This window comes from Nocardioides sp. J54, from assembly GCF_000519005.1.
In the GTDB taxonomy this organism is placed as follows: Bacteria; Actinomycetota; Actinomycetes; order Propionibacteriales; family Nocardioidaceae; genus Nocardioides.
The window spans coordinates 1-20994 of the sequence record NZ_JAER01000045.1; the positions used below are offsets into that span (position 1 = coordinate 1).

18 protein-coding genes, 1 pseudogene and 1 other annotated feature are annotated in these 20994 nt (G+C 73.1%); of the genes and pseudogenes, 7 read left to right on the plus strand and 12 right to left on the minus strand.

Annotated elements, in window-relative coordinates; genetic code table 11:
* Nucleotides 1-194, plus strand: a pseudogene (locus NOCJ54_RS27200) (IS256 family transposase); the annotation flags it as partial.
* A 52-nt stretch (nucleotides 195-246) separates the two neighbouring features.
* Here the strand turns inward: NOCJ54_RS27200 and NOCJ54_RS29595 are convergent.
* Both NOCJ54_RS29595 and NOCJ54_RS0119975 read right to left on the minus strand, forming a co-directional pair.
* Nucleotides 247-411, minus strand: coding sequence for a hypothetical protein (locus NOCJ54_RS29595; RefSeq protein WP_157514979.1), 165 nt, complete (start codon nucleotides 409-411; stop codon nucleotides 247-249).
* Nucleotides 379-507, minus strand: a sequence feature (AL1L pseudoknot). It overlaps the preceding gene by 33 nt.
* Entirely contained in the window at nucleotides 465-788 is a 324-nt protein-coding gene (locus NOCJ54_RS0119975) for a transposase (protein WP_028656894.1), read from the minus strand. (Overlaps the previous feature by 43 nt.)
* Between NOCJ54_RS0119975 and NOCJ54_RS28630 the strand changes: the two genes are divergently transcribed.
* Complete coding sequence (locus tag NOCJ54_RS28630; protein ID WP_157514980.1) at nucleotides 787-1368, plus strand: HNH endonuclease signature motif containing protein; 582 nt, start codon at nucleotides 787-789, stop codon at nucleotides 1366-1368. The two genes, NOCJ54_RS0119975 and NOCJ54_RS28630, sit on opposite strands and share 2 nt — an antisense overlap.
* 1189 nt (nucleotides 1369-2557) lie before the next feature.
* On the opposite strand, the gene gatB is transcribed toward NOCJ54_RS28630, so the two are convergent.
* The 3 genes from gatB to gatC are packed head-to-tail and all read right to left on the minus strand — an operon-like array spanning nucleotide 2558 to nucleotide 5872.
* Nucleotides 2558-4054 carry an Asp-tRNA(Asn)/Glu-tRNA(Gln) amidotransferase subunit GatB gene (gene gatB / locus NOCJ54_RS0119985; RefSeq protein WP_028656896.1) on the minus strand — a complete coding sequence of 499 codons (1497 nt, stop codon included), beginning with the start codon at nucleotides 4052-4054 and terminating at the stop codon, nucleotides 2558-2560.
* Between the two features lies 1 nt (nucleotide 4055).
* Complete coding sequence (gene gatA / locus NOCJ54_RS0119990) at nucleotides 4056-5576, minus strand: Asp-tRNA(Asn)/Glu-tRNA(Gln) amidotransferase subunit GatA (protein WP_028656897.1); 1521 nt, start codon at nucleotides 5574-5576, stop codon at nucleotides 4056-4058.
* Complete coding sequence (gene gatC / locus NOCJ54_RS0119995) at nucleotides 5573-5872, minus strand: Asp-tRNA(Asn)/Glu-tRNA(Gln) amidotransferase subunit GatC (RefSeq protein ID WP_028656898.1); 300 nt, start codon at nucleotides 5870-5872, stop codon at nucleotides 5573-5575. Before gatC ends, gatA begins: the two co-directional genes overlap by 4 nt.
* Nucleotides 5873-5915: 43 nt before the next feature.
* Between gatC and NOCJ54_RS0120000 the strand changes: the two genes are divergently transcribed.
* Complete coding sequence (locus NOCJ54_RS0120000; RefSeq protein WP_028656899.1) at nucleotides 5916-6353, plus strand: hypothetical protein; 438 nt, start codon at nucleotides 5916-5918, stop codon at nucleotides 6351-6353.
* 28 nt (nucleotides 6354-6381) lie between these two features.
* Here the strand turns inward: NOCJ54_RS0120000 and NOCJ54_RS28635 are convergent, their stop codons facing one another.
* The 3 genes from NOCJ54_RS28635 to ligA form a co-directional block, all read right to left on the minus strand.
* On the minus strand, nucleotides 6382-8463 hold the full coding sequence (locus NOCJ54_RS28635) for a serine/threonine-protein kinase (RefSeq protein ID WP_051486171.1): 2082 nt from the start codon (nucleotides 8461-8463) through the stop codon (nucleotides 6382-6384).
* Between the two features lie 72 nt (nucleotides 8464-8535).
* Entirely contained in the window at nucleotides 8536-9615 is a 1080-nt protein-coding gene (locus NOCJ54_RS0120010) for an alpha/beta hydrolase family protein (RefSeq protein ID WP_051486173.1), read from the minus strand.
* A 32-nt stretch (nucleotides 9616-9647) separates the two neighbouring features.
* Nucleotides 9648-11741: an NAD-dependent DNA ligase LigA gene (gene ligA, locus NOCJ54_RS0120015; protein ID WP_198020282.1), complete on the minus strand. Its 2094-nt coding sequence runs from the start codon at nucleotides 11739-11741 to the stop codon at nucleotides 9648-9650.
* 219 nt (nucleotides 11742-11960) lie between these two features.
* Between ligA and NOCJ54_RS0120020 the strand changes: the two genes are divergently transcribed.
* On the plus strand, nucleotides 11961-12563 hold the full coding sequence (locus NOCJ54_RS0120020) for a TetR/AcrR family transcriptional regulator (protein WP_028656902.1): 603 nt from the start codon (nucleotides 11961-11963) through the stop codon (nucleotides 12561-12563).
* A 38-nt stretch (nucleotides 12564-12601) separates the two neighbouring features.
* A complete protein-coding gene (locus tag NOCJ54_RS0120025) occupies nucleotides 12602-14254 on the plus strand; it encodes an MFS transporter (RefSeq protein WP_028656903.1) in 1653 nt (550 codons plus the stop codon).
* Nucleotides 14255-14339: 85 nt separating this feature from the next.
* Here the strand turns inward: NOCJ54_RS0120025 and NOCJ54_RS0120030 are convergent, their stop codons facing one another.
* The 4 genes from NOCJ54_RS0120030 to NOCJ54_RS0120045 all read right to left on the minus strand — a co-directional run bounded on the left by NOCJ54_RS0120030 (nucleotide 14340) and on the right by NOCJ54_RS0120045 (nucleotide 18272).
* The gene (locus tag NOCJ54_RS0120030; RefSeq protein WP_028656904.1) at nucleotides 14340-14882 is read right to left on the minus strand and encodes a type 1 glutamine amidotransferase domain-containing protein; all 543 of its coding nucleotides are present in this window, start codon (nucleotides 14880-14882) and stop codon (nucleotides 14340-14342) included.
* Between the two features lie 82 nt (nucleotides 14883-14964).
* The gene (locus NOCJ54_RS0120035) at nucleotides 14965-15972 is read right to left on the minus strand and encodes a methionine synthase (RefSeq protein WP_028656905.1); all 1008 of its coding nucleotides are present in this window, start codon (nucleotides 15970-15972) and stop codon (nucleotides 14965-14967) included.
* Entirely contained in the window at nucleotides 15969-17084 is a 1116-nt protein-coding gene (gene mnmA, locus NOCJ54_RS0120040; protein WP_028656906.1) for a tRNA 2-thiouridine(34) synthase MnmA, read from the minus strand. Before mnmA ends, NOCJ54_RS0120035 begins: the two co-directional genes overlap by 4 nt.
* Nucleotides 17085-17099: 15 nt before the next feature.
* The gene (locus NOCJ54_RS0120045; protein ID WP_028656907.1) at nucleotides 17100-18272 is read right to left on the minus strand and encodes a cysteine desulfurase family protein; all 1173 of its coding nucleotides are present in this window, start codon (nucleotides 18270-18272) and stop codon (nucleotides 17100-17102) included.
* Nucleotides 18273-18412: 140 nt separating this feature from the next.
* On the opposite strand from NOCJ54_RS0120045, the gene NOCJ54_RS27220 reads away from it, so the two are divergent.
* Both NOCJ54_RS27220 and NOCJ54_RS27225 read left to right on the plus strand, forming a co-directional pair.
* Nucleotides 18413-20452 (plus strand): MFS transporter, encoded by a 2040-nt coding sequence (locus NOCJ54_RS27220; RefSeq protein WP_051486174.1) that lies wholly within the window; start codon nucleotides 18413-18415, stop codon nucleotides 20450-20452.
* Nucleotides 20449-20970, plus strand: coding sequence for a TetR/AcrR family transcriptional regulator (locus NOCJ54_RS27225; protein WP_051486176.1), 522 nt, complete (start codon nucleotides 20449-20451; stop codon nucleotides 20968-20970). Before NOCJ54_RS27220 ends, NOCJ54_RS27225 begins: the two co-directional genes overlap by 4 nt.
* Nucleotides 20971-20994: the final 24 nt, after the last annotated feature.

Genomic DNA, 20994 nt, shown 5'->3' on the forward strand with positions numbered 1-20994 from the left:
TGAAGTTGCTGTGGCTGGCGATCTGCAACATCGAGGACAAGCGAGCCCGTGAACGGGCCAAGGAACGCGGAAGGCCATCCGCGGACCGCAAGGCGCCCGGGCGGCTCGTCGAGGGTCAGGTCGTGACGAACTGGAAGCAGGCACTCGGCCAGCTCGCGATCGCCTACCCCGACCGCATCAACCCCTACCTGTAAGAGAGAAACCAACCACGAGGGACCGATCGCTTACACAGGAATCTTGACAAGCTCACATCTTGCGGGCGCCGAACCTCGCGAACAGCTTCTGCCGGGCGCGCTCAGCCGCGATCAGCGCAACGATCTCCGCGTCGCGCAGCGCCCGCTTCGACGGCTGGCGCGCGACGTTCTCGTAGTAGGTGGATGGGGCGATCTTGACCCCGTGCTCGGACAGCACGCGACAGATCGGCTCGACCCCGAACTCATCCTTGTGCAGGCGGATGTAGTCGATCAGTACCGGGAGGGGCGGTCGAGCTCCGCCGCGAAAAAAGCCGCCGAGGACTTCAAGATCGCGTTCGCCCGCCGCAGCTCGGCGACCTCGGCCTTCAATGCCTTGATCTCAGCGAGCTCCTCGGTGGTCTTGCCCGGTCGGGAACCGCTGTCGATCTCGGCCTGGCGCACCCAGCGCCGCAGCTGCTCGTGGGAGGTAATGCCGAGCTTGCTGGCCACGGACTTGATCGCTGCGGCCTCGGAGGGGTGATCGCCGCGCACCTCGATCACGAGGCGGACAGCGCGCTCACGCAGCTCGGTCGGGTACCTGCTGGGTCGTGCCATGAGAGTGATCCTTCCAACGAATCGACTCTCCGGACATGCCGGGGCGGTTCACACCGGCGAGGTCATCGCCAAGTCCCCCGGCCGCCGCAGCGTGCTCAACCTTCACATCACCGACACCACCCTCACCGGCGACAACCCCGTCGGACGCTGCGAGGAAACCCGTGGACCGGTCCTCGCCAGCCAGATCAGGGAGTGGCTGTCACTTCCCGGCTCCACGATCATCGTCCGACCCGTCATCGACCCGGCCGACTGCACGCCGGTCGACTCCTACGAGATCCCCGACCGCCACCGCATCCGCGTGCAGCTGCGCGACCACACCTGCAGGTTCCCCAGCTGCACCACCCCCGCCACCAGGTGCGACCTCGACCACGCGATCGAGCACAACAAGGGCGGTCCCACCTGCCCCTGCAACCTCGTCCCCCTCCGCCGCCGCCACCACCGCGCCAAGACCCACAGCACCTGGGGCTACCAGGTGCTGCGACCGGGCCACTACCTGTGGACCAGCCCCAACGGCGCCCACTTCCTGGTCACCCCGGTCGGCACCGACACCATCAGCACCCCCGAACCCGAACGACCTTGACCCCGCCCCACACCCCGCCGGACGGCGGGGTCAACGGCATGCTCAACGCCCCAACTGCCGCTGGTTGAGGTGCGAGGCGCCCCAGCGCCGAGCCTCGAAACCAGTGGCACCGGTGCACCGGACTGTGCCGGGCACAGCCCGCCCGACAGGCCCGGAGGTTTCGAGGCTCCTCGCTGGCGCTCGTCGCACCTCAACCACCGGGGGCTTGGGTCCGAAGACGTCATACGAACCGTGGCCTTGAGCCCACGATCCGTATGACCTCCCACCAAGACGGCGGCCGCGCGCCGGCGGCGCGGACGCAGTCCGTGCCGGCAACCGCGCCGTCCAGCCGACCGGCAGGGCCCCGCAGTCAAGGACGCCGAAGGCGCCGCGCAGCGGGCGAGCGAAGCGAGCTCCTTGACGGCGGGGGCCGGTCGGCTACGGTGCGCGGCCGCCGACACCAACCACGAAGCACCAGACCCGCTGCCGCTGGTTGAGGTGCGAGGCGCCCTAGCGCCGAGCCTCGAAACCAGTGGCACCGGTGCACCGGACTCTGCCGGCCACAGTCCGCCTCGCAGGCCCGGAGGTTTCGAGGCTCCTCGCTGGCGCTCGTCGCACCTCAACCACCGGGAGACAGAGCACGGGGACGTCATGCGAATCGTGGCATGGAGCCCACGATCCGTATGACGTCCCGAGGACGGCGGCCGCGCGCCGGCGGCGCGGACGAAGTCCGTGCCGGCAACCGCGCCGGAAAGCCGACCGGCAGGGCCCCGGGGTCAAGGATCGCGAAGCGACCGCGCAGCGGCGGAGCGCAGCGACGTCCTTGACGCCGGGGGCCGGTCGGCTACGGTGCGCGGCCGCCAACACCAACCACGAAGCAACACTGACGCCGCCGGTTGAGGTGCGAGGCGCCCCAGCGCCGACCCTCGAACCCTCCGGCCCGGCTCACCGGACCGTGCCGAGAACAGCCCGCCTCGCAGGCCCGTGCGGCTTCCGCTCGACAGGCGACGCGCTCGCGCCAGACAGCACACCGGAGGCCGGTCGGCTACGGTGCGCGGCCGCCGAGACGAACCACGAAGGCCCAGCAGCACACGGCCGTCAGACCCACTGACGCCCGTACTTGTTGGCCACTTCCCGGACCTAGTGGCCGCTGCAGCAGCCACCAAGTCCGGGAATCACCGCCCAGGCGGTGATTCCCGACCCACCAGCCTCAGGCGAGCTTCTCCAGGATCAGCTCGCGCACGCGGGCGGCGTCGGCCTGGCCACGCATCTCCTTCATCACCGAGCCGATGAGGGCGCCGGCGGCGGCGACCTTGCCGTCGCGGATCTTGTCGGCGACGTCGGGGTTCTCGGCGATGGCCTTGTCGACGGCGGCGGACAGGGCGCCGTCGTCGGAGACGACGGCGAGGCCGCGGGCGGCGACGATCTCCTCGGGCGTGCCCTCGCCGGCGAGCAGGCCGTCGAAGACCTGGCGGGCCAGCTTGTCGTTGATCGTCTTCGCGTCGACGAGCGCCTGGACCTCGGCAACCTGCGCCGGAGTGACGCTCAGCTCCGCGAGCTCGACGCCGGCGTCGTTGGCGCGACGGGCGAGCTCGGTGAGCCACCACTTGCGGGCGGCCTGAGGCGCGGCGCCGGCGGCGACGGTCTGCTCGACGAGGTCGAGGGCGCCGGCACCGACGGTGTCGCGCATCTCGAGGTCGCTGAAGCCCCACTCCTGCTGGAGGCGGGCCCGCTTCTTCGCCGGGTTCTCCGGGAGGGTGGCGCGCAGCTGCTCGACCCACTCGCGGCTCGGGGCGACCGGGACGAGGTCGGGCTCCGGGAAGTAGCGGTAGTCCTCGGCGTCCGACTTCTCGCGTCCGGAGGAGGTGGTGCCGTCGTTCTCGTGGAAGTGTCGCGTCTCCTGCAGCACCGAGCCGCCGGAGAGCAGGATGCCGGCGTGCCGCGACATCTCGTAGCGCACCGCCCGCTCGACCGAGCGCAGCGAGTTGACGTTCTTGGTCTCCGAACGGGTGCCGAGGACGTCGGAGCCCTTCGGGGCCAGCGACAGGTTCACGTCGGCGCGGATCGAGCCCTGGTCCATCCGGGCGTCGGAGACGCCGAGGGCGACGATGAGGTCACGGATCGCGGCGACGTACGCCTTCGCGACGAGCGGGGCCTTGTCGCCGGTGCCGAGGATCGGCTTGGTGACGATCTCGATCAGCGGGATGCCGGCGCGGTTGTAGTCGACCAGCGAGTAGTCGGCGCCGTGGATGCGGCCGTCCGAGCCACCGACGTGGGTGGACTTGCCGGTGTCCTCCTCCATGTGGGCGCGCTCGATGCCGATGCGGAAGGTCTCGCCCTCCACGTCGACGTCGAGGTAGCCGTCGAAGGCGATCGGCTCGTCGTACTGCGACGTCTGGAAGTTCTTCGGCATGTCCGGGTAGAAGTAGTTCTTCCGGGCGAACCGGCACCACTCCGCGATCTCGCAGTTGAGCGCCAGCCCGATGCGGATCGCCGACTCCACAGCCTTGCCGTTGACCACCGGCATCGCGCCGGGCAGGCCCAGGCAGGTCGGGCAGACCTGCGTGTTGGGCTCCGCGCCGAACGCCGTCGGGCAACCGCAGAACATCTTGGTGTTGGTGTTCAGCTCGACGTGGATCTCCAGACCCATCGCCGGATCGAACTTCTCGACGACCTCGTCGAAGTCCACGAGCTCCCTGGTGCTCATGTCACTCACCTTCCTGGGCGTACGACGAGGGCACGATCCGGCCGCCCCACCGCTCGGTCAGCGCGGCCTCGAGGGCGGCGCCGACCCGGTAGAGGCGGGCGTCCTCGAGCACCGGCGCGAGGAACTGGATGCCGGTCGGCAGGCCGTCGGCGCTGCTGGTGCCGGACGGGACGGAGATGCCGGGGACGCCTGCGAGGTTCGCCGGGATGGTGGCAAGGTCCTGCAGGTAGTTGGCCAGCGGGTCGTCGGTCTTCTCCCCCAGCGCCCACGCGGTGGTCGGCGCGGTCGGGCTGACGAGCAGGTCGACCGACTCGAAGGCCTTCTTGAAGTCCTCGATGATCAGCGTGCGGATCTTCTGCGCCTGGCCGTAGTAGGCGTCGTAGTAGCCACTCGACAGGGCGTAGGTGCCGATGAGGATGCGGCGCTTGACCTCGTCGCCGAAGCCGGCGTCGCGGGAGACCCGCATGACCTCCTCGGCCGACGGCGAGCCGTCGGGAGTGACCCGCAGGCCGTAGCGCATGGCGTCGAACTTGGCGAGGTTCGAGGAGCACTCGGCCGGGAGGATCAGGTAGTAGGCCGCCATCGCGTGCACGAAGCTCGGCAGGCTGACCTCGGTGATCTCCGCGCCGAGCCCCCTGAGGACCTCGATCGCCTCGTCGAAGCGCTCCACGACGGGTGCGCTCCACGCGTCGCCCTGCAGCTCGGTGACGATGCCGATCCGGACGCCGCTGAGGTCACCCGCGGCGCCGGAGCGCGCGGCCTCGACGAGGCCCTCGAGCTTGCCGGGGACGGAGGTGGAGTCCAGCGGGTCGTGGCCGCCGATGAGCTCCTGCAGCAGCGCCGCGTCGAGCACGGTGCGGGTGCAGGGGCCGAGCTGGTCGAGGGAGTTGGCCAGGGCGATCACGCCGTAGCGCGACACCGAGCCGTAGGTCGGCTTCACGCCGACGGTGCCGGTCATCGCGCCGGGCTGGCGGATGGAGCCGCCGGTGTCGGAACCGATCGCGAGCGGCGCCTGGAAGGCGGCCACCGCGGCAGCCGAGCCGCCACCGGAGCCGCCGGGGATCCGGGTGCGGTCCCACGGGTTCCTGACCGGGCCGTAGGCGGAGTTCTCGTTGGCCGAGCCCATCGCGAACTCGTCCATGTTGGTCTTGCCGAGGATCGGCAGGCCGGCGGCGCGGATCTTCGCGGTCACGGTGCCGTCGTACGGCGGGACCCAGCCCTCGAGGATCTTCGAGCCCGCGGTGGTGGGCAGCCCCTTCGTGGCGAGCACGTCCTTGATGGCGATCGGAACGCCGTCGAGCGGGTGCAGCGGCTGGCCCTCGGCCCGGCGCTCGTCGGACGCCTTCGCCTGGACGAGGGCGCCCTCGGCGTCGACGTGCAGGAAGGAGTTGAGGCCGTCGGGGCCGTCGTTGGTGGCGGCGATCTGGTCGAGGTGGGCCTGGACCAGCTCGACGGAGGTGACCTCGCCGGCGGCGAGGGCGTCGGCCTGCTCCGCGGCGGTCTTGTGGATCCAGCTGCTCACTGCTCGTCCCCCAGGATGCGCGGGACGGAGAACTTCTGGTCCTCCGAGGCGGGTGCTCCGGACAGCGCCTGCTCCGGCGTCAGCCCGGGGACCACGACGTCCTCGCGGAACACGTTGGTCATGGGGATCGGGTGGGAGGTCGGCACGACGTCGGCGCCGGCCACGCCCTGGATCGAGGCGACCGCCTCCAGGATCACGTTGAGCTGGGGAGCCAGGTGGTCCAGCTCGGCGTCGTCGAGGTCGATCCGGGCGAGATCGGCCAGGTGGGCCACCTCGTCGCGGGACAGTTGGGACATGCCGGCGATTCTAGGTGGCGGAGCAGTCCCTAGAATCCGGCGGGTGCACCTCCCCCTCCCGACACCGCCGCGCCTCCCGCAGCGCGTCGTCGTGGCGGGCGGGCAGAGCCCCCTGCTGACGTCGCTCCTGGAACGCCTCGCCGCCACGCTCGACGTGCCGCTGGTGACCCAGGGCGACCTCACCTCCCGCGAGGAACTCGAGCTGCTGGCCGCCTTCGACGGGTGGGTCACCACCGGCGAGACGTACGACGTCCGGTCGGTCCTGCTCGACCGGGCGGACCTGGTGGTCGTGGTGTCGGCGGACGAGCCCGGCACGCTGCGCAGCCTCGTGCGGCGGACCGTCCGCCGGATGCGGGCGGACGCCGCTGCGGAGCCGGACCTGGCCTGGGTCGACGCGCTCCCGCTCTCGCACCCCGACCTCGAGGTGGTCCGGCTCGCAGGCGCCGACGCCGTCGAGCACTGGCTCGCGTCGCTGCACTGAGCCGTCCCGGAGCGCGCCCAGCGCGGTCTCAGCGCCCCGCGGCGACCAGGATCGACCCCCGCTCGTCGACCTCGGCGTCGACCTCGACCCGGCCGTCCTCGGTGAACGCCTTCCCGCGCCGCACCAGGCGGCGGGCCTCCGCCGTGTCGCGGTCCACGAGGACCAGGTCCATCCGGCCGTCACCGTCGGTGTCGGCCCCGACCGAACGGGTCCGGTCCAGGCGCAGGTCGACGACCTGGGGCCGGCCGGACTCGGCGAGGCCGCCGTCGGCGGCGAGGAGGGTGACCACCTCGATGCCCCCGTCGACCGCGCGCAGCGCGACGACGTCGGCGTCCCCGTCGCCGTCCACGTCGCCGACCACCGGGCGGGTGTCGCGCAACGACCAGTCGGCCCGGAACCACTCCTCGTCCGCGGCGAACCGATCGCCCTCGGAGCGCAGCACGCCGACCTCGATCCCGCCGCCGTCCGCCGGCACGACGCCGACGAGGTCGACGTTCCCGTCGCCGTCGGCGTCGCCGGCACCGAGCCGGACCTCGGCGACCCGGACGCCGGGCACCCGGGCCCAGCGCACGGGCTTCGCGAACCGCTCGCCGTCCGAGAGCGCGACGTCGACCCGCACCCCGTCGTCCACGTCGCGGGCGAGGGCGAGGTCGTCGCGGCCGTCGGCGTCGAAGTCCCCCGAGACCACCTTGAACTCCTCCGGCAGGGCCAGTCGCGCCCACCGGGTCGCGGGGTCGAAGCTGCCGCCGGTCGACGCGGCCACCCGCACCCGGGAGGGCCGGACCGCCGCGACGTCGGCGCGGCCGTCGCCCGTGTAGTCCCCGCGCACGACCAGGGCGTCGCCCCACGCGGTGCCCGCCCAGGTCTGCTGCTGGCCGAACCCGCTGGACGTCCGGTCGTCGGAGAGCAGCACGACGGTCTCGTCGGCGCCGTCGTCGAGCAGCACGGTGTCGTCGAGGCCGTCGCCGTCCACGTCCGCCACGGCGACCGGCCCGGCTGCACGGGAGCCGCTCTCCCCCGTCCCGGGGCTGTCGGACGCGGTGCTGCCGGACGCCGTCGGCTCACCCGGGTCGCCGTCGCGCAGCAGGCTCCACGCCAGGCCGCCGCCGACGCCGACGAGGACTGCCAGTGCGACGAGGGTGACGACCAGCAGCCCACGCCGCGGCGGCCAGTCGGGCTGGACCGGGGTCGGTGCCGGCAGCGGCGAGGGGTACGACGCGACCTGCGGCACCTCGAAGGTCGACGGAGCGGGCCGGTAGGCCGGCCCTCCTCCATCGGCCGGGAACCCTCCTGCGGCGCGGACCGCCCGCAGGTGCGCCGCGGCCGCGGCGGCGGAGGGGTGGCGGGCGGCGGGGTCCTTGGCCATCGCCCGGGCCAGGAACGCGTTGAGCTGCGCCGGCGCACCGGGCAGCTGCGGGACCGGGGCGAGCTCGTGCTGCGTCGCGAGCTGGACCGGCCCTCCGTCGTACGGCGGCCGCCCGGTGAGCAGGAACCAGAGCAGGCAGCCGAGGGCGTAGACGTCGCTGGCCGGGGTCGCGGGCTCGCCGCGGAAGCGCTCCGGGGCGAGGTAGGCGTAGGTGCCGGCGACGACGCCGCTGTGGGTGAGCGCGGACTCGTCGTCGCGGGCGATGCCGAAGTCGCAGAGGTAGGCGTGCACCTGGTCCTGACCGGCGCGGAGCAGCACGTTGTGCGGCTTCACGTCGCGGTGCACGACCCCGACGGCGTGGGCGTCGGCGAGCGCGGAGGCCACCTGTGCGGCGAGGTCGAGGGCGGTGTCGACGGACGGGACGCCCTCGCGCGCGATGCGGGCGGCGAGGTCGCCGCCGGAGACGAACTGGGTGGCGAGGTAGAGCACCCCGTCCTGCTCACCGTGGCTGTAGACCTGGATGATGTGCGGGCTGTCGCTGCGGGCGAGCACCGTGGCCTCGCGCAGGAAGCGCTGCCGGAACTCCGGCTCCTCGGCGAGCTGGACGGCGAGCACCTTCAGCGCGACCCGCCGGCCCAGGCCCTCCTCGACCGCCTCGTAGACGACACCCATCCCGCCGGCACCGAGCTGCCAGGTGATCCGGTAGGGGCCGATGGTGTCGCCGACGCCGAGGAACCGTGCCACGGTCGCGCCTTTCGTGCGGGGACCCGGGCCTCCCAGCGTAGTGTCGCGCGGCCGGTTCGGCAGCGGGTCGGGTCAGCCGAGGTGCCGCGCCAGGAAGCGCTCCGTCCGCTGCATGGACAGCTCGAACTGCGGACCGAAGGCGTGCCCCTCGCCGGGGTAGGTCCGCAGCGTGACGTCGACGCCGGCGGCCCGCATCAGCCGTGCCGTCTGCCGGCTCCAGCGCAGGGGGCAGCTGTCGTCCAGGGTGCCGTGGTGGATCAGCACCGGCTCGGTGATGTCGCCGAAGTAGGTGCGCGCGCTGATCCCGGCCCAGAAGTCCGGGTTGCGCCGCGGCTCGTCGTACCGGCGCAGGATGCGCGACGACAGGCTGTCGCGGCCGGGGTCGTTGCGGATCCAGCGGTCGAAGTTGTCCACCGCGTCCGAGCTCACCGGCGCGAAGACGACGCCGGCGCGGACGAGGCCGGGCTGGGCGACCAGGGCGTTGTAGACGACCCCGCCGCCCATGGAGCGGCCGACCACGGCCATCCGCTCGTCGTCGACCGGGCCGCGCCAGCGGCGCAGGGCGTGCACGGCGTTGATGACGTCCTCGGTGTAGCCCATCCGCATGTCCATCCCGTCGCTGCGGTCGGGGTCGGACGCGGCGTGGCCGCGGTAGTCGACGTGCAGCACCACGTAGCCGCGGTCGGCGAGCCAGGCCCGCTCGCGGGTCATCCCCTGCCCGTTCACGTAGACCGCGGGGTCGATGTAGCCGTGGGCCAGCACCAGCGCGGGGAACGGCCCGTCGCCCGCGGGGACCGCCAGGCGTCCGGAGACGGTGAGGTCACCGCTGCGGTAGGTCACCTCGTACTGCCGCTGGGTGGCGGTCCGCAGCACCTCGGCGCCCAGCCGCAGCCGGCCGCCGTTGAAGTCCTTCTGCGCCAGGGCCGGCAGCGAGACCCGGTGCGGGACCGGCGTGGCCGAGGCCGACGGAGACGACGGGGACGAGGGCTCGGCTGCCGCCGGGGCGTCCGGGGTCGTCGTCGCGGAGGCTTCGGGGCTGGAGGCGTCCGGGCGCGGCGCGTCGTCCGTCGGGCCGGAGCACCCGGCGAGCAGCACGGCGACGAGGACCGCCACGAGGGTGGCGGCCGGGACGGCCGGTGCGGGCGACCTCACCCGACCAGTGTGCCCTGCGCCGGAGCAGGGCGTCAGGACACGGCGTCCGGCCCGGACTCCAGCAGCTTCTTGAAGCCGTCCTCGTCGAGGATGGGGACGCCGAGCTGCTCGGCCTTGTCGGCCTTGGAGCCGGCGTTCTCGCCGACCACGACGAAGTCGGTCTTCTTCGACACCGAGCCCGCTGCCTTGCCGCCGCGGGAGAGGATCGCCTCCTTGGCCGAGTCGCGGGAGAAGTCGACCAGGGAGCCGGTCACCACGACGGTGAGGCCCTCGAGGGTGCGCGGGACCGACTCGTCGCGCTCGTCGGCCATCGCGACGCCGGCGGCGGTCCACTTGTCCACGATCTCGGTGTGCCAGTCGACGCCGAACCACTGGATGACCGCGGCGGCGATGGTGGGCCCGACGCCCTCGGCGGCCGCGAGCTGCTCCTCGGTGGCGGCGCGGATGGCCTCCATCGAGCCGAACTCGGCGGCGAGGGCACGGGCGGCCGTCGGGCCGACGTGACGGATCGACAACGCGACCAGCACCCGCCACAGCGGGACCTGCTTGCGCTCGGCGAGGTTGGCCAGCAGCTTCTCGCCGTTGGCGGTGAGCTGCGGGCCGTCCTCGTCCTTGCGGGGCGCGCGGGTGAACAGCGGCGCGGTCAGCAGCTTCTCCGGGGTGAGGTCGAAGATGTCGCCCTCGTTGGCGATGGCGCCGGCGTCGAGCAGCGCGACCGCCGCCTCGTAGCCGAGGCCCTCGATGTCGAAGGCGCCGCGACCGGCGACGTGGAAGACCCGCTCGCGGACCTGGGCGGGGCAGTGCTCGTGGTTGGGGCAGCGGCGGTCCTTGTCGCCCTCCTTCTGCTCCACCAGCGCGGTGCCGCAGGCGGGGCACTCGGTCGGCATCTCCCACTCGGGCAGGCCGTCGGGTCGCAGCGCGAGCACGGGGCCGACGATCTCGGGGATGACGTCGCCGGCCTTGCGCAGGATCACGGTGTCCCCGGGGCGCACGTCCTTGCGCTTGACCTCGTAGCCGTTGTGCAGGGTCGCCATCTCCACGGTGGACCCGGCGACCTTGACCGGCTTCATCACGCCGTACGGCGTCACCCGGCCGGTGCGCCCGGTGTTGACCTCGATCCGGAGCAGCTCGGTGTTGACCTCCTCCGGGGGGTACTTGTAGGCGATCGCCCAGCGCGGGGCACGGCTGGTGGAGCCGAGCCGGCGCTGCAGGGACACGTCGTCGACCTTCACCACGACGCCGTCGATCTCGTAGGGCACGATCGAGTGGCGGTTCTCGCCGGCGTGGGTGATGTAGCCCTCGACGTCGGAGAGCGTCGGCACCACCCGGACCTGCCCGGACACCGGCAGGCCCCAGGCCGCGAGCGCCTGGTAGGCCTGCGACTGCGCCTTCGGCTCGAAGCCCTTCCGGGCGCCGATGCCGTGGCAGACCATGCCGAGCGCGCGGGTGGCGGTGACCCGCGGGTCCTTCTGCCGCAGCGAGCCCGCCGCGGCGTTGCGGGGGTTGGCGAACGCGGGCTTGCCGGCCTCGGTCATCGTCACGTTGAGCGCCTCGAACGCCTCGACGGGCAGGAACACCTCGCCGCGCACCTCGACCAGGTCGGGCACCGGGAACTCGTCGGTCCCGGTCAGCCGGTGCGGCACCGAGGAGATCGTCTTGACGTTGGGGGTCACGTCCTCGCCCGTGCGGCCGTCGCCGCGGGTCAGCGCCCGGACCATGCGGCCCTTCTCGTAGAGGATGTTGATGGCCAGGCCGTCGACCTTGAGCTCGCACAGCAGGGCCGCGTCGCCCGCGCCCTCGCGCGCGAGCCGGGCGTGCCAGGACGCCAGCTCCTCGAACGAGAAGGCGTTGTCGAGGCTCTCCATCCGCTGCAGGTGGTCGACCGCGGTGAACTCGGTGGACACCGCGCCGCCGACCTTCTGCGTCGGCGAGTCCGGCGTGCGCAGCTCGGGGAACTCCTCCTCCAGCGCCTCGAGCCGCCGCATCCGCTGGTCGAAGTCGGCGTCGGAGAGCGTCGGGTCGTCGAGGACGTAGTAGCGGTAGCGCGCCTCCTCGACCTCCTCGCTGATCGTCGCGTGCTCGTCGCGGGCCTCGGGCGGGACGGCGGGGAGGGCGGCGTCGCTCATGGAGGACATCTTGCCGGTCCGCACCGACATCCCGGCGCTCGGCTGCCCGGGCGCGGCACCGATGTCGGTGGTGTGCGGAAGAGTCGGGAACACATCAGCAGGAAATCGAGTTGACGAAACGAAACAGTTCCGTACTATCGTTGTGGAACGAAACCGTTCCGTTTCATCCGTTTCGTCTGTGTCATCTGTGTCGTCCCACTCCCGACCCCGAGAGGTGTCATGGTCCCCCGTCTCCACCGCCACGAGGCGTCCAGCCGTCCCCGCGTCGAGGGCGACCGCGAGCAGGAGATCCTGCACGCAGCGCTCGACGTGCTCGCGGACGTCGGCTACGACCGCCTCACGATGGACGCGGTCGCGACCAGCGCGAAGGCGTCGAAGGCGACGCTCTACCGCAAGTGGGAGAGCAAGGCCGCCCTGGTCATCGACGCGCTGATGGCGGAGAAGACCCCGTTGCAGGCGCCCGGTGACACCGGCAGCCTGCGCAGCGACCTGCTCGCGACCTTCTGCAGCGCCGGCGGCCTCGCCGACGGCCACCAGGTCGCCGTCCTCGGCAGCGTGATCACCGCGATCAGCCGGGACCCCGAGTTCGCCGCCGCGTTCCGCGAGCGCTTCATCGCGCCCAAGGTCGCGATCGTGCGCGAGCTCTACGAACGCGGCCGGGAGCGGGGTGAGGTGCGCGACGACGTGGACCTCGACCTCGTCGCGGCCGCCCTGCCGGGCATCGTCCTCCACCGCATCTTCCTGCTGGGCGACGAACCCTCCCCCGACCTGATCGCCCGCGTCGTCGACCAGGTCATCCTCCCCGCCGTGACCCGCGGCTGACGCAACCTCCCTCCCCACCCACCCGAAGGAAACCCTCCATGACCGACGTCGAACCGCTCGACCCTGCGCGGACGACCTCCGCCGCAGAGCCGGAGGTCACCGCCCCGAAGCACGCCGGGCTCGCGCTCGTGCTGATCCTCACCGCCCAGCTGATGGTGGTGCTGGACTCCACGATCGCCAACATCGCGCTGCCCTACATCGGCACCGACCTCGACATCTCCCAGGCCAACCTGACCTGGATCGTCACCGGCTACGCCCTGGCCTTCGGCGGCCTGCTGCTGCTCGGCGGCCGCCTCGGCGACCTGTACGGACGCCGCCGCCTCTTCATGGCCGGGCTGGCGACCTTCGCGGTCGCCTCCCTGCTCGGCGGCGTCGCCGCCAACGAGGCCATGCTCCTCGGCTCCCGCGCCCTGCAGGGCGTCGGTGCCGCGATGGCCGCCCCCGCCGCGCTCGCGCTGATCACCACCACGTTCCCGGCCGGTCCGGCGCGCAACCGCGCGATGGCCGCCTACGCCACGATGTCCGGGGTCGGCGCCGCGATCGGCCTCATCCTCGGCGGCTGGCTCACCGGCCTCGACTCCTTCGTCGGCCTCGACATCGACGGCTGGCGGATGACCTTCCTCATCAACGTGCCGATCGGCCTGGTCGCAGCCGCCGCTGCCCCGCGGTTCCTGCAGGAGTCCGAGTCGCACCCCGGTGAGATGGACGTCCCGGGCGCCATCACCGGCACGCTCGGCCTGCTCGGCATCGTCTTCGGCCTCACCCGGGCCGGCGAGGAGGCCTACGGCTGGGACCACGCCCAGACCATCACGTCGCTGGTCGCCGGCGCCGTGCTCCTCGTGGCGTTCGCCGTCATCGAGACGCGCGTCGCCCACCCGCTGCTGCCCGTGCGGATCTTCGCCAACCGCACCCGGGCCACCAGCTTCGCGGCCATGATGATCGCGCCCGCCGCGATGTTCGCCATGTTCTACTTCCTGAGCCTGTTCATCCAGCAGATCATGGGCTTCAGCCCGCTCCAGGCCGGCTTCGCGTTCCTGCCGTTCTCGGTCGGCATCGTGATCGGCGCCGGGCTGGCGTCCAACCTGGTCGCCCGGATCGACGCCCGCTACCTCGCCGGCGTCGGCACGCTGCTGGCCGCGACCGCGCTGTTCATGTTCTCGCGGATCCCGATCGACGGCTCCCCCGACGCGGTGCTCGCCGCGCTGGGTGACGGCGGGGCCGACATCAGCTACTGGGCGCACGTGTTCCCGTTCGTGGTCCTGATGGCCGTCGGCATGGGCCTGACGTTCGTGCCGATGACCCTCACCGCGGTCCACCACGTCCGCAGGGAGGACTCCGGCATCGGCTCCGGCGTGCTGAACACGATGCAGCAGGTCGGCGGTGCCCTGGGCCTCGCGACGCTGAGCACGGTCGCGCTGCACTTCAGCAACGAACAGGCGCGCGAGGTCGCGGGACCGATGGCGGACGCGATCGTGGCCGGCGGTGGCGACCCGAACGCGGTCGTGCCGGGCACGGACCTGTCCTTCCTCGAGGCCGCGGTCTTCGGCTCGGCGTTCCCGGAGGGCGCGGTGAACGCCTTCCTCGTGGCTTCCGGGCTGATGCTGCTCGCATCCGCCGTGATCTGGACGTTCCTCAACGTCAAGCACACCGAGCTGGCGACCGACGCACCCGAGGGCGTGCACGTGGGCTGACCTCCCACCCGCGTCGCACGCACGACAGGGCCCGCCGGGGTGATCCCCCGGCGGGCCCTGTTGCGTCCTGGCCTGCGGCGCGACGTCAGGCGGTGCCGAGCAGCTTCTCCAGCGCCTCCACGAAGGCGGGGACGTCGTCCGGCTTGCGGCTGGTCACCAGGTTGCGGTCGACGACCACCTCCGCGTCGACCCAGCTGCCGCCCGCGTTGCGGACGTCGTCCTGCAGGCTCGACCAGCTGGTGAGCCGGCGGCCCTCGACGAGGCCGGCGGACACGAGCAGCCACGGACCGTGGCAGATCGACGCCAGCGGCTTCCCCGCGGCATCGATGGTGCGCACGATGGTCTGGGCCCGGGCGTCGCTGCGCAGCTGGTCGGCGTTCACGGTGCCGCCGGGCACGACCACGGCGTCAAGCGAGTCGACGTCGACGTCGTCGAAGGACCCGTCGACCTCGATCTCACGGGTGGGGTTCACGTCGCCCTCGGCCGCCTGGATCGAGGAGCCGTCGGCGGACAGGACCAGCACCTCGGCACCTGACTCCCGCAGCCGGTCACGAGGCCCGACGAGCTCGGGCTCCTCGACGTAGTCGCCGGCGATGATGGCGACGCGCTTGCCGGTCAGGTCGGGCATGGGTCACTCCTTCTGGTCGGGACCCCGGGCATTACCCGCCGTGGTGGGCGGCATCCGGTGACCCCTCCCGGGAGCGATCGGCTCAGGACAGGGAGCGCGCTGCGGAGCGCACCAGCTCCACGGTCGCCCGGGCGCCGGCGGGCGTCGAGCCCGCGAGCCCGCACGCCGGGGTCACGACGACCCGGTCACCGACCTGCTCGGGGTCCAGGCCCAGCACGTCGAGCCAGCGCAGGACCCGTTCGACGACGGCCTTCGCGGCAGGCAGCGTGCCGGCCGTCGGTACGACGCCCACCGCGACCGTGTCACCGGCCTCGAGCGCCTCGGCCGCGGCGTCGAGGCCGGCTGCGTCGAGCAGGGAGAGGTCGATCATCACGCCTCGCGCGCCCGCGCCACGCAGGAGCCCGACGGGCACGTCGGCCGCGCAGCAGTGCACCCACGGCACCGCCCCCGCGTCGGCGGCGGCGCCGAGGACCCACTCCAGTGCCTCACTCGCCTCGGGCGGGTGGACGGTGCGGTGCTTGCCGAAGCCGGAGGCGGTCGGCACCGCCCCCGCGAGGACGGCGGGCAGGGCCGGCTCGTCGAGCTGGAGCACGACGCCGGTGGCTCCCGGGACCCGGCGCCGGACGTCGGCGACGTGCTCGGCCACGGCGAGGGCAAGCGCCTGGGCCAGGTCGCGGCGGGCGCCGTGGTCGGCGAGCAGCTTGTCGCCGCGCGGGCGCTCGACGGTCGCGGCCAGCGTCCAGGGGCCGGCGACCTGCACCTTCACCGGCCCGGCGTAGGCGGCCATCCGCTCCTCGAGGCTGTCGAGGTCCTGGTGGACGAGGCTGCGGGCGCGCCGCTGGTCGACCGCCGGTGCCCCGGACGTGCCGGTCAGCCGCCACCCACCCGGCTGCAGGTCGGCGTCGAGCTCGCCGACGAGGCCGAGGGTGCGGCCGGTCAGGTCGGCGATCGCCCCGCGGCCGGGCACCTCGGGCAGGAACGGGAGCCCGTCGCCGGTCGCGAGCTCGCCGAGGACGACGGCCAGCGCCTCGTCGAAGTCGTGCTGGGAGTCGCCCGGGAACGAGCCGACCCCGCTGGCCAGGACCGTCATGCCGGGACCCGCTCCGCGACGGTGATGGTGGCCGAGCCGACGACCCGCGTCCCGTCGTACACGACGACGGCCTGGCCGGGCGCGATGCCGTGGGCGTGGTCGAGCAGCCGTACGTCGAGGCGGTCCTCCCCCACCTGGACGACGGCGCGGTGCTCGGCACCGTGGGCGCGCAGCTGGACGGTCACGTCAGGCCCGTCGAGGACGCTGCCTGTCGGCAGCGGCGTGCCGCACCAGCGCAGCCGGTCGCCGGTGATCCGCTCCACGGCGAGGCGCTCGCGGGGCCCCACGGTGACGGTGCCGCTGACCGGCTCGATGTCGAGGACGTAGCGCGGGCGACCGTCCGGGGCCGGTCGGCCCAGGCGCAGGCCGCGGCGCTGGCCGATGGTGAAGCCGTAGGTGCCGGTGTGGTGTCCGAGCACCTCGCCGGTCTCCTCGTCGCGGATCTCGCCGCCCTGGTTGGGCGCCCGGTCGCCGAGCTTCTCCCGCAGCCAGCCGGTGTTGTCGCCGTCGGCGACGAAGCAGATGTCGTGGCTGTCGGGCTTGTCGGCGACGAGGAGACCGCGCTCGGCCGCTTCCTCGCGGACCTTGTCCTTGGTGGTGTCGCCGAGCGGGAACAGCGAGTGCCGCAGCTGCTGCTCGTCGAGCACGCCGAGCACGTACGACTGGTCCTTGGCCCCGTCGACCGCCCGGTGCAGCTCGATGCTGCCGTCCGCCGCGGTGCGCACGGTGGCGTAGTGGCCGGTGGCGACGGCGTCGAACCCCAGCGCCAGGGCCCGGTCGAGGACGGCGGCGAACTTGATCTTCTCGTTGCAGCGCAGGCAGGGGTTCGGCGTCTGCCCGGCGGCGTAGGTGTCCATGAAGTCCTCGACCACGTCGGTGTGGAAGCGGTCGGACAGGTCCCAGACGTAGAACGGGATGCCGATGACGTCCGCGGCACGACGCGCGTCGTTGGCGTCCTCGATCGTGCAGCAGCCGCGAGCCCCGGAGCGGTAGGACTTCGGGTTGCGGGAGAGCGCGAGGTGGATGCCGATCACCTCGTGCCCGGCCTCGGCGGCGCGGGCGGCGGCGACGGCGGAGTCCACTCCCCCGGACATCGCGGCGACGACCTTCACGGGCGCTCCCCCGGGTCAGGCGCGGGCCGCACGGGCCCGCTCCACGCACGGGGCGATGGCGGCGACCACCGCGTCGACGTCGGCCTCGGTGCTGGTGTGGCCGAGGCTGAACCGCAGCGAGCTGCGTGCCTCCGCGGCGTCACGACCCATCGCGAGCAGGACGTGCGAGGGCTGCGGCACACCGGCCGAGCAGGCCGAGCCGGTCGAGCACTCGATGCCGCGGGCGTCGAGCAGCATCAGCAGCGAGTCGCCCTCGCACCCGGGGAAGCTCAGGTGCACGTTGCCCGGCAGCCGGTCGACCGGGTCGCCGTTGAGGACGACGTCCGGCACCTCGCGGCGCACCCCCTCGACCAGCCGCTCGCGCAGGGTCTGCAGGCGCACGGCGAGGTCGGCCTGCTGCTTGACCGCGACCTCGACCGCGGCGGCGAACCCGGCGATGGCGGGCACGTCGAGGGTGCCGCTGCGCACGTCGCGCTCCTGCCCGCCGCCGTGCAGCAGTGCGGTCAGGTCCACCTCTCGTCGTACGACGAGGGCGCCGACGCCCTGGGGGCCGCCGACCTTGTGCCCGGAGATGGACAGCGCGTCCACGCCGCTCCCGGCGAAGTCGACCGGGACGGCGCCCACGGCCTGGACCGCGTCGGTGTGCACGGGGACGCCGTGCGCGCCGGCGATCCGGACGACCTCGTCGATCGGCTGGAGCGTGCCGACCTCGTTGTTGGCCCACATCACGGTGAGCATCGCGACGGTGCCCGGGTCGCGCTGGAGCACCTCGGCGAGGGCGTCGGTGCGCAGGCGGCCGAGCTCGTCGACGGGCAGCAGCTCGACCTGGGCGGCTTCGTGCTCCTCGAGCCACTCGAGCGGGTCGAGCACCGCGTGGTGCTCGACGGCGCTGGCCAGCACGCGGGTGCGGGCGGGGTCGGCGTCGCGGCGCGACCAGAACAGTCCCTTCACCGCGAGGTTGTCGGCCTCAGTGCCACCGGAGGTGAACACGACCTCGCCGGGTCGGCAGCCGATGGCGTGCGCGACGGCCTCGCGGGACTCCTCGACGACGCGCCGGGCGCGGCGGCCGGAGGCGTGCAACGAGCTGGCGTTGCCCACCTCGCGCAGGTGCGCGGTCATGGCCTCGAGCGCGACGTCCGTCATCGGTGTCGTCGCGGCGTGGTCGAGGTAGACCGTCGGGGCGTCCATGGCACCACCAAGGTTACGGCGCGCGCCCCGGGCACACCCACCGGCGTCCGGCCAGGGACTGGCGCCGGGGGCGGCGACGTGCTTCACTGCGGCGGGGGTGAACGCGTGTTCACCCCGGCCGGAAGGAGCGTCCCAGCGCCGTGGCAGCACCCGCGTCCGCCAGCACCGCCAGCACCGACAGCACCGCGAGCCCAGCGGCGCGCACCCCCCGCCCGCGGCGCAGCCCGGGCGTCGTCCTCACCACGCTGTGCCTGTGCGGCATCGTGGTGTCCCTGCAGCAGACGGTGATCCTGCCGCTGCTGCCGAACCTGCCGACCTACCTCGACACCAGCGCCGACACCGCGTCGTGGATGGTCACCGCGACCCTGCTCACCGGGGCCATCGCGACGCCCACGCTCTCCCGCCTGGCCGACATGTACGGCAAGCGGCGGATGATCGCCGTCGCGCTGGCCGTCTCCGTCCTCGGCTCGCTGGTGGCCGCCCTCGGCGACTCGGTGTGGCTGCTCATCGGCGCCCGGGCGCTGCAGGGCATCGGGATGGCGCTGATCCCGATCGGCATCGCGATGATGCGCGACGAGCTGCCCCGCGAGAAGGTGCCGCTGGGCGTGGCCATGATGAGCGCGACCCTCGCCATCGGCGCCGGTGCTGCGCTGCCCATGTCGGGCCTGATCGCCGAGCACCTCGACTGGCACGCCAACTTCTGGTTGACCGGTGTCGTCGGCGCCGTGCTCCTGGTCATCGCCCTCACCCTGCTCCCGGAGTCCCCGGTGCGCACCCGCGGCGCCTTCGACCTGCGCGGCGCCGTGCTGCTGACGGTCGCGCTGACCGCGATCCTGCTCGCGCTCTCGAAGGGGGCGCAGTGGGGCTGGACCGCGCCGACCACGCTGGCCCTCGCCGCCGGCGGGCTCGCTGTCCTCGCGCTCTGGGCACCGCTGGAGCTGCGCACGCCCAGCCCGTTGGTCGACCTCCGGGTCGCGGCCCGGAGGGCGGTGCTGCTGGTCAACGCGACCTCGGTCCTCGCCGGCTTCGCGATGTTCGCGAACATGCTGGTGACGACGCAGTACCTCCAGAACGACCCCGGCACTGGCTACGGGCTGGGCCTCTCGACGCTCGAGACCGGGCTGTGGATGGTCCCGAACGCCGCGGCCTTCGGGCTGATGGCGCCGGTCTCCGCCGCCCTCACCCGCCGGGTCGGCCCGCAGTGGACGCTGATCAGCGGCACGCTGCTGATGGGCGTGGCCTACCTCGGCCGCCTGCACTTCGACGGCACCCTCGCTGAGGTCGTCATCGGCTCGGTCGTGGTGGGCTCCGGGACCGCGATGGCGTACGGCGCACTCCCGACGCTGCTGATGCGGGCCGTGCCGGTGACCGAGACCGCGTCGGCCAACGGCCTCAACGTGCTGATGCGCTCGCTCGGCACCTCCACCGCGAGCGCGGCGACGGCGGCCGCCACGACGGCCCTGACGGTGACCGTGGCCGGCCAGGTCGTCGCCTCCACGCAGGCGCTGCACCTGCTGGTGTGGCTGGCCGCCGGTTGCTCTCTCGGCGCGGCCGCAGTCGCGCTGCCCACGCTGCGGATGGACGACTACGCCGAGGGGGCCGACCGGCCGGCGACCTCCGGAGCGGGCCAGCGCGTGCAGGTGGTGCGCGGACGGGTGGTGGACTCCGAGGCCCGCCCCATCCGCAACGCGGTCGTCAGCGTGCTCTCGCCCGCCGGGGAGTCGATCGACTGGGGCCAGGCCGACTCCGAGGGCTGGTTCAACGCCGCGATCCCCGCGCCGGACGACTACCTCGTCGTCACCAGCGCCGACGGCTGGCAGCCCCGTTCACGGGTGATGCACCTCGACAGCGCCCAGCCGATGCCCCCGATCGTGCTGCGCAAGCGGCTGCGGCTGCGCGGCCTGGTGCTGGACGCCGAGGGCGACCCCGTCGGCGACGCCCTGGTCGTGCTCACCCGGGCCTCGGGCGAGTGCGCCGGCACCGTCCGCACCGAGCACGACGGCAGCTACGAGATGCACCGCCCGCCCAACGGCCGCTACGTGCTGACCGTGGTCGCGCCGGACGGGGCGATCGGCGCCCGCCCGGTCGCCGTGTGGGAGGCCGCGCGCAGCGTCGACCTCCAGCTCGGCACGCCGCTGGGCACCCCGGCCGGATCGGAGCGGACGGGCACGCTGTCATGAGCTCCCAGGACGCGATCATCACCGCTGCCCGCGAGCTCTTCACCGCCCACCCCTACCACGCTGTCACGATCCGCGACATCGCCGCGCGGGCCGGCACGTCGGCCGCCCTGGTGATGAAGCTCGGCGGCAGCAAGGTGGAGCTGTTCCGGCGGTCGGCGACCATCGCCCCGCCGCCGCTGCCCGACGTGCCGGTGGAGCGACTCGGCTGGGCGCTGGTCGACGAGGTGGTCGCCCGGCGGGAGCAGGACACGGTGGAGCACCTGGTGCGCGCCGCCAACCTGAAGCTGACCGGGCCCGACCCCGAGCAGGTCCGCACCCTGTTCCTCGCCGGGTACGTCGAGCCGATGGTCGCCGTCCTCGACGGACCCGACGCCGGGCTGCGGGCCGAGCTCGTCGTCGCGGCGCTCGGCGGGCTCGCGGCGACGCTGCGCCTGTTCGAGACGCCGGCCTCGGTGGCGGACCTGGACGGGGTGCGGGAGCGCTACGGGCGGGTCGTGCAGCAGCTGCTCGACGGCTGACCCGGCCCGGTCGGGTCGCGCCAG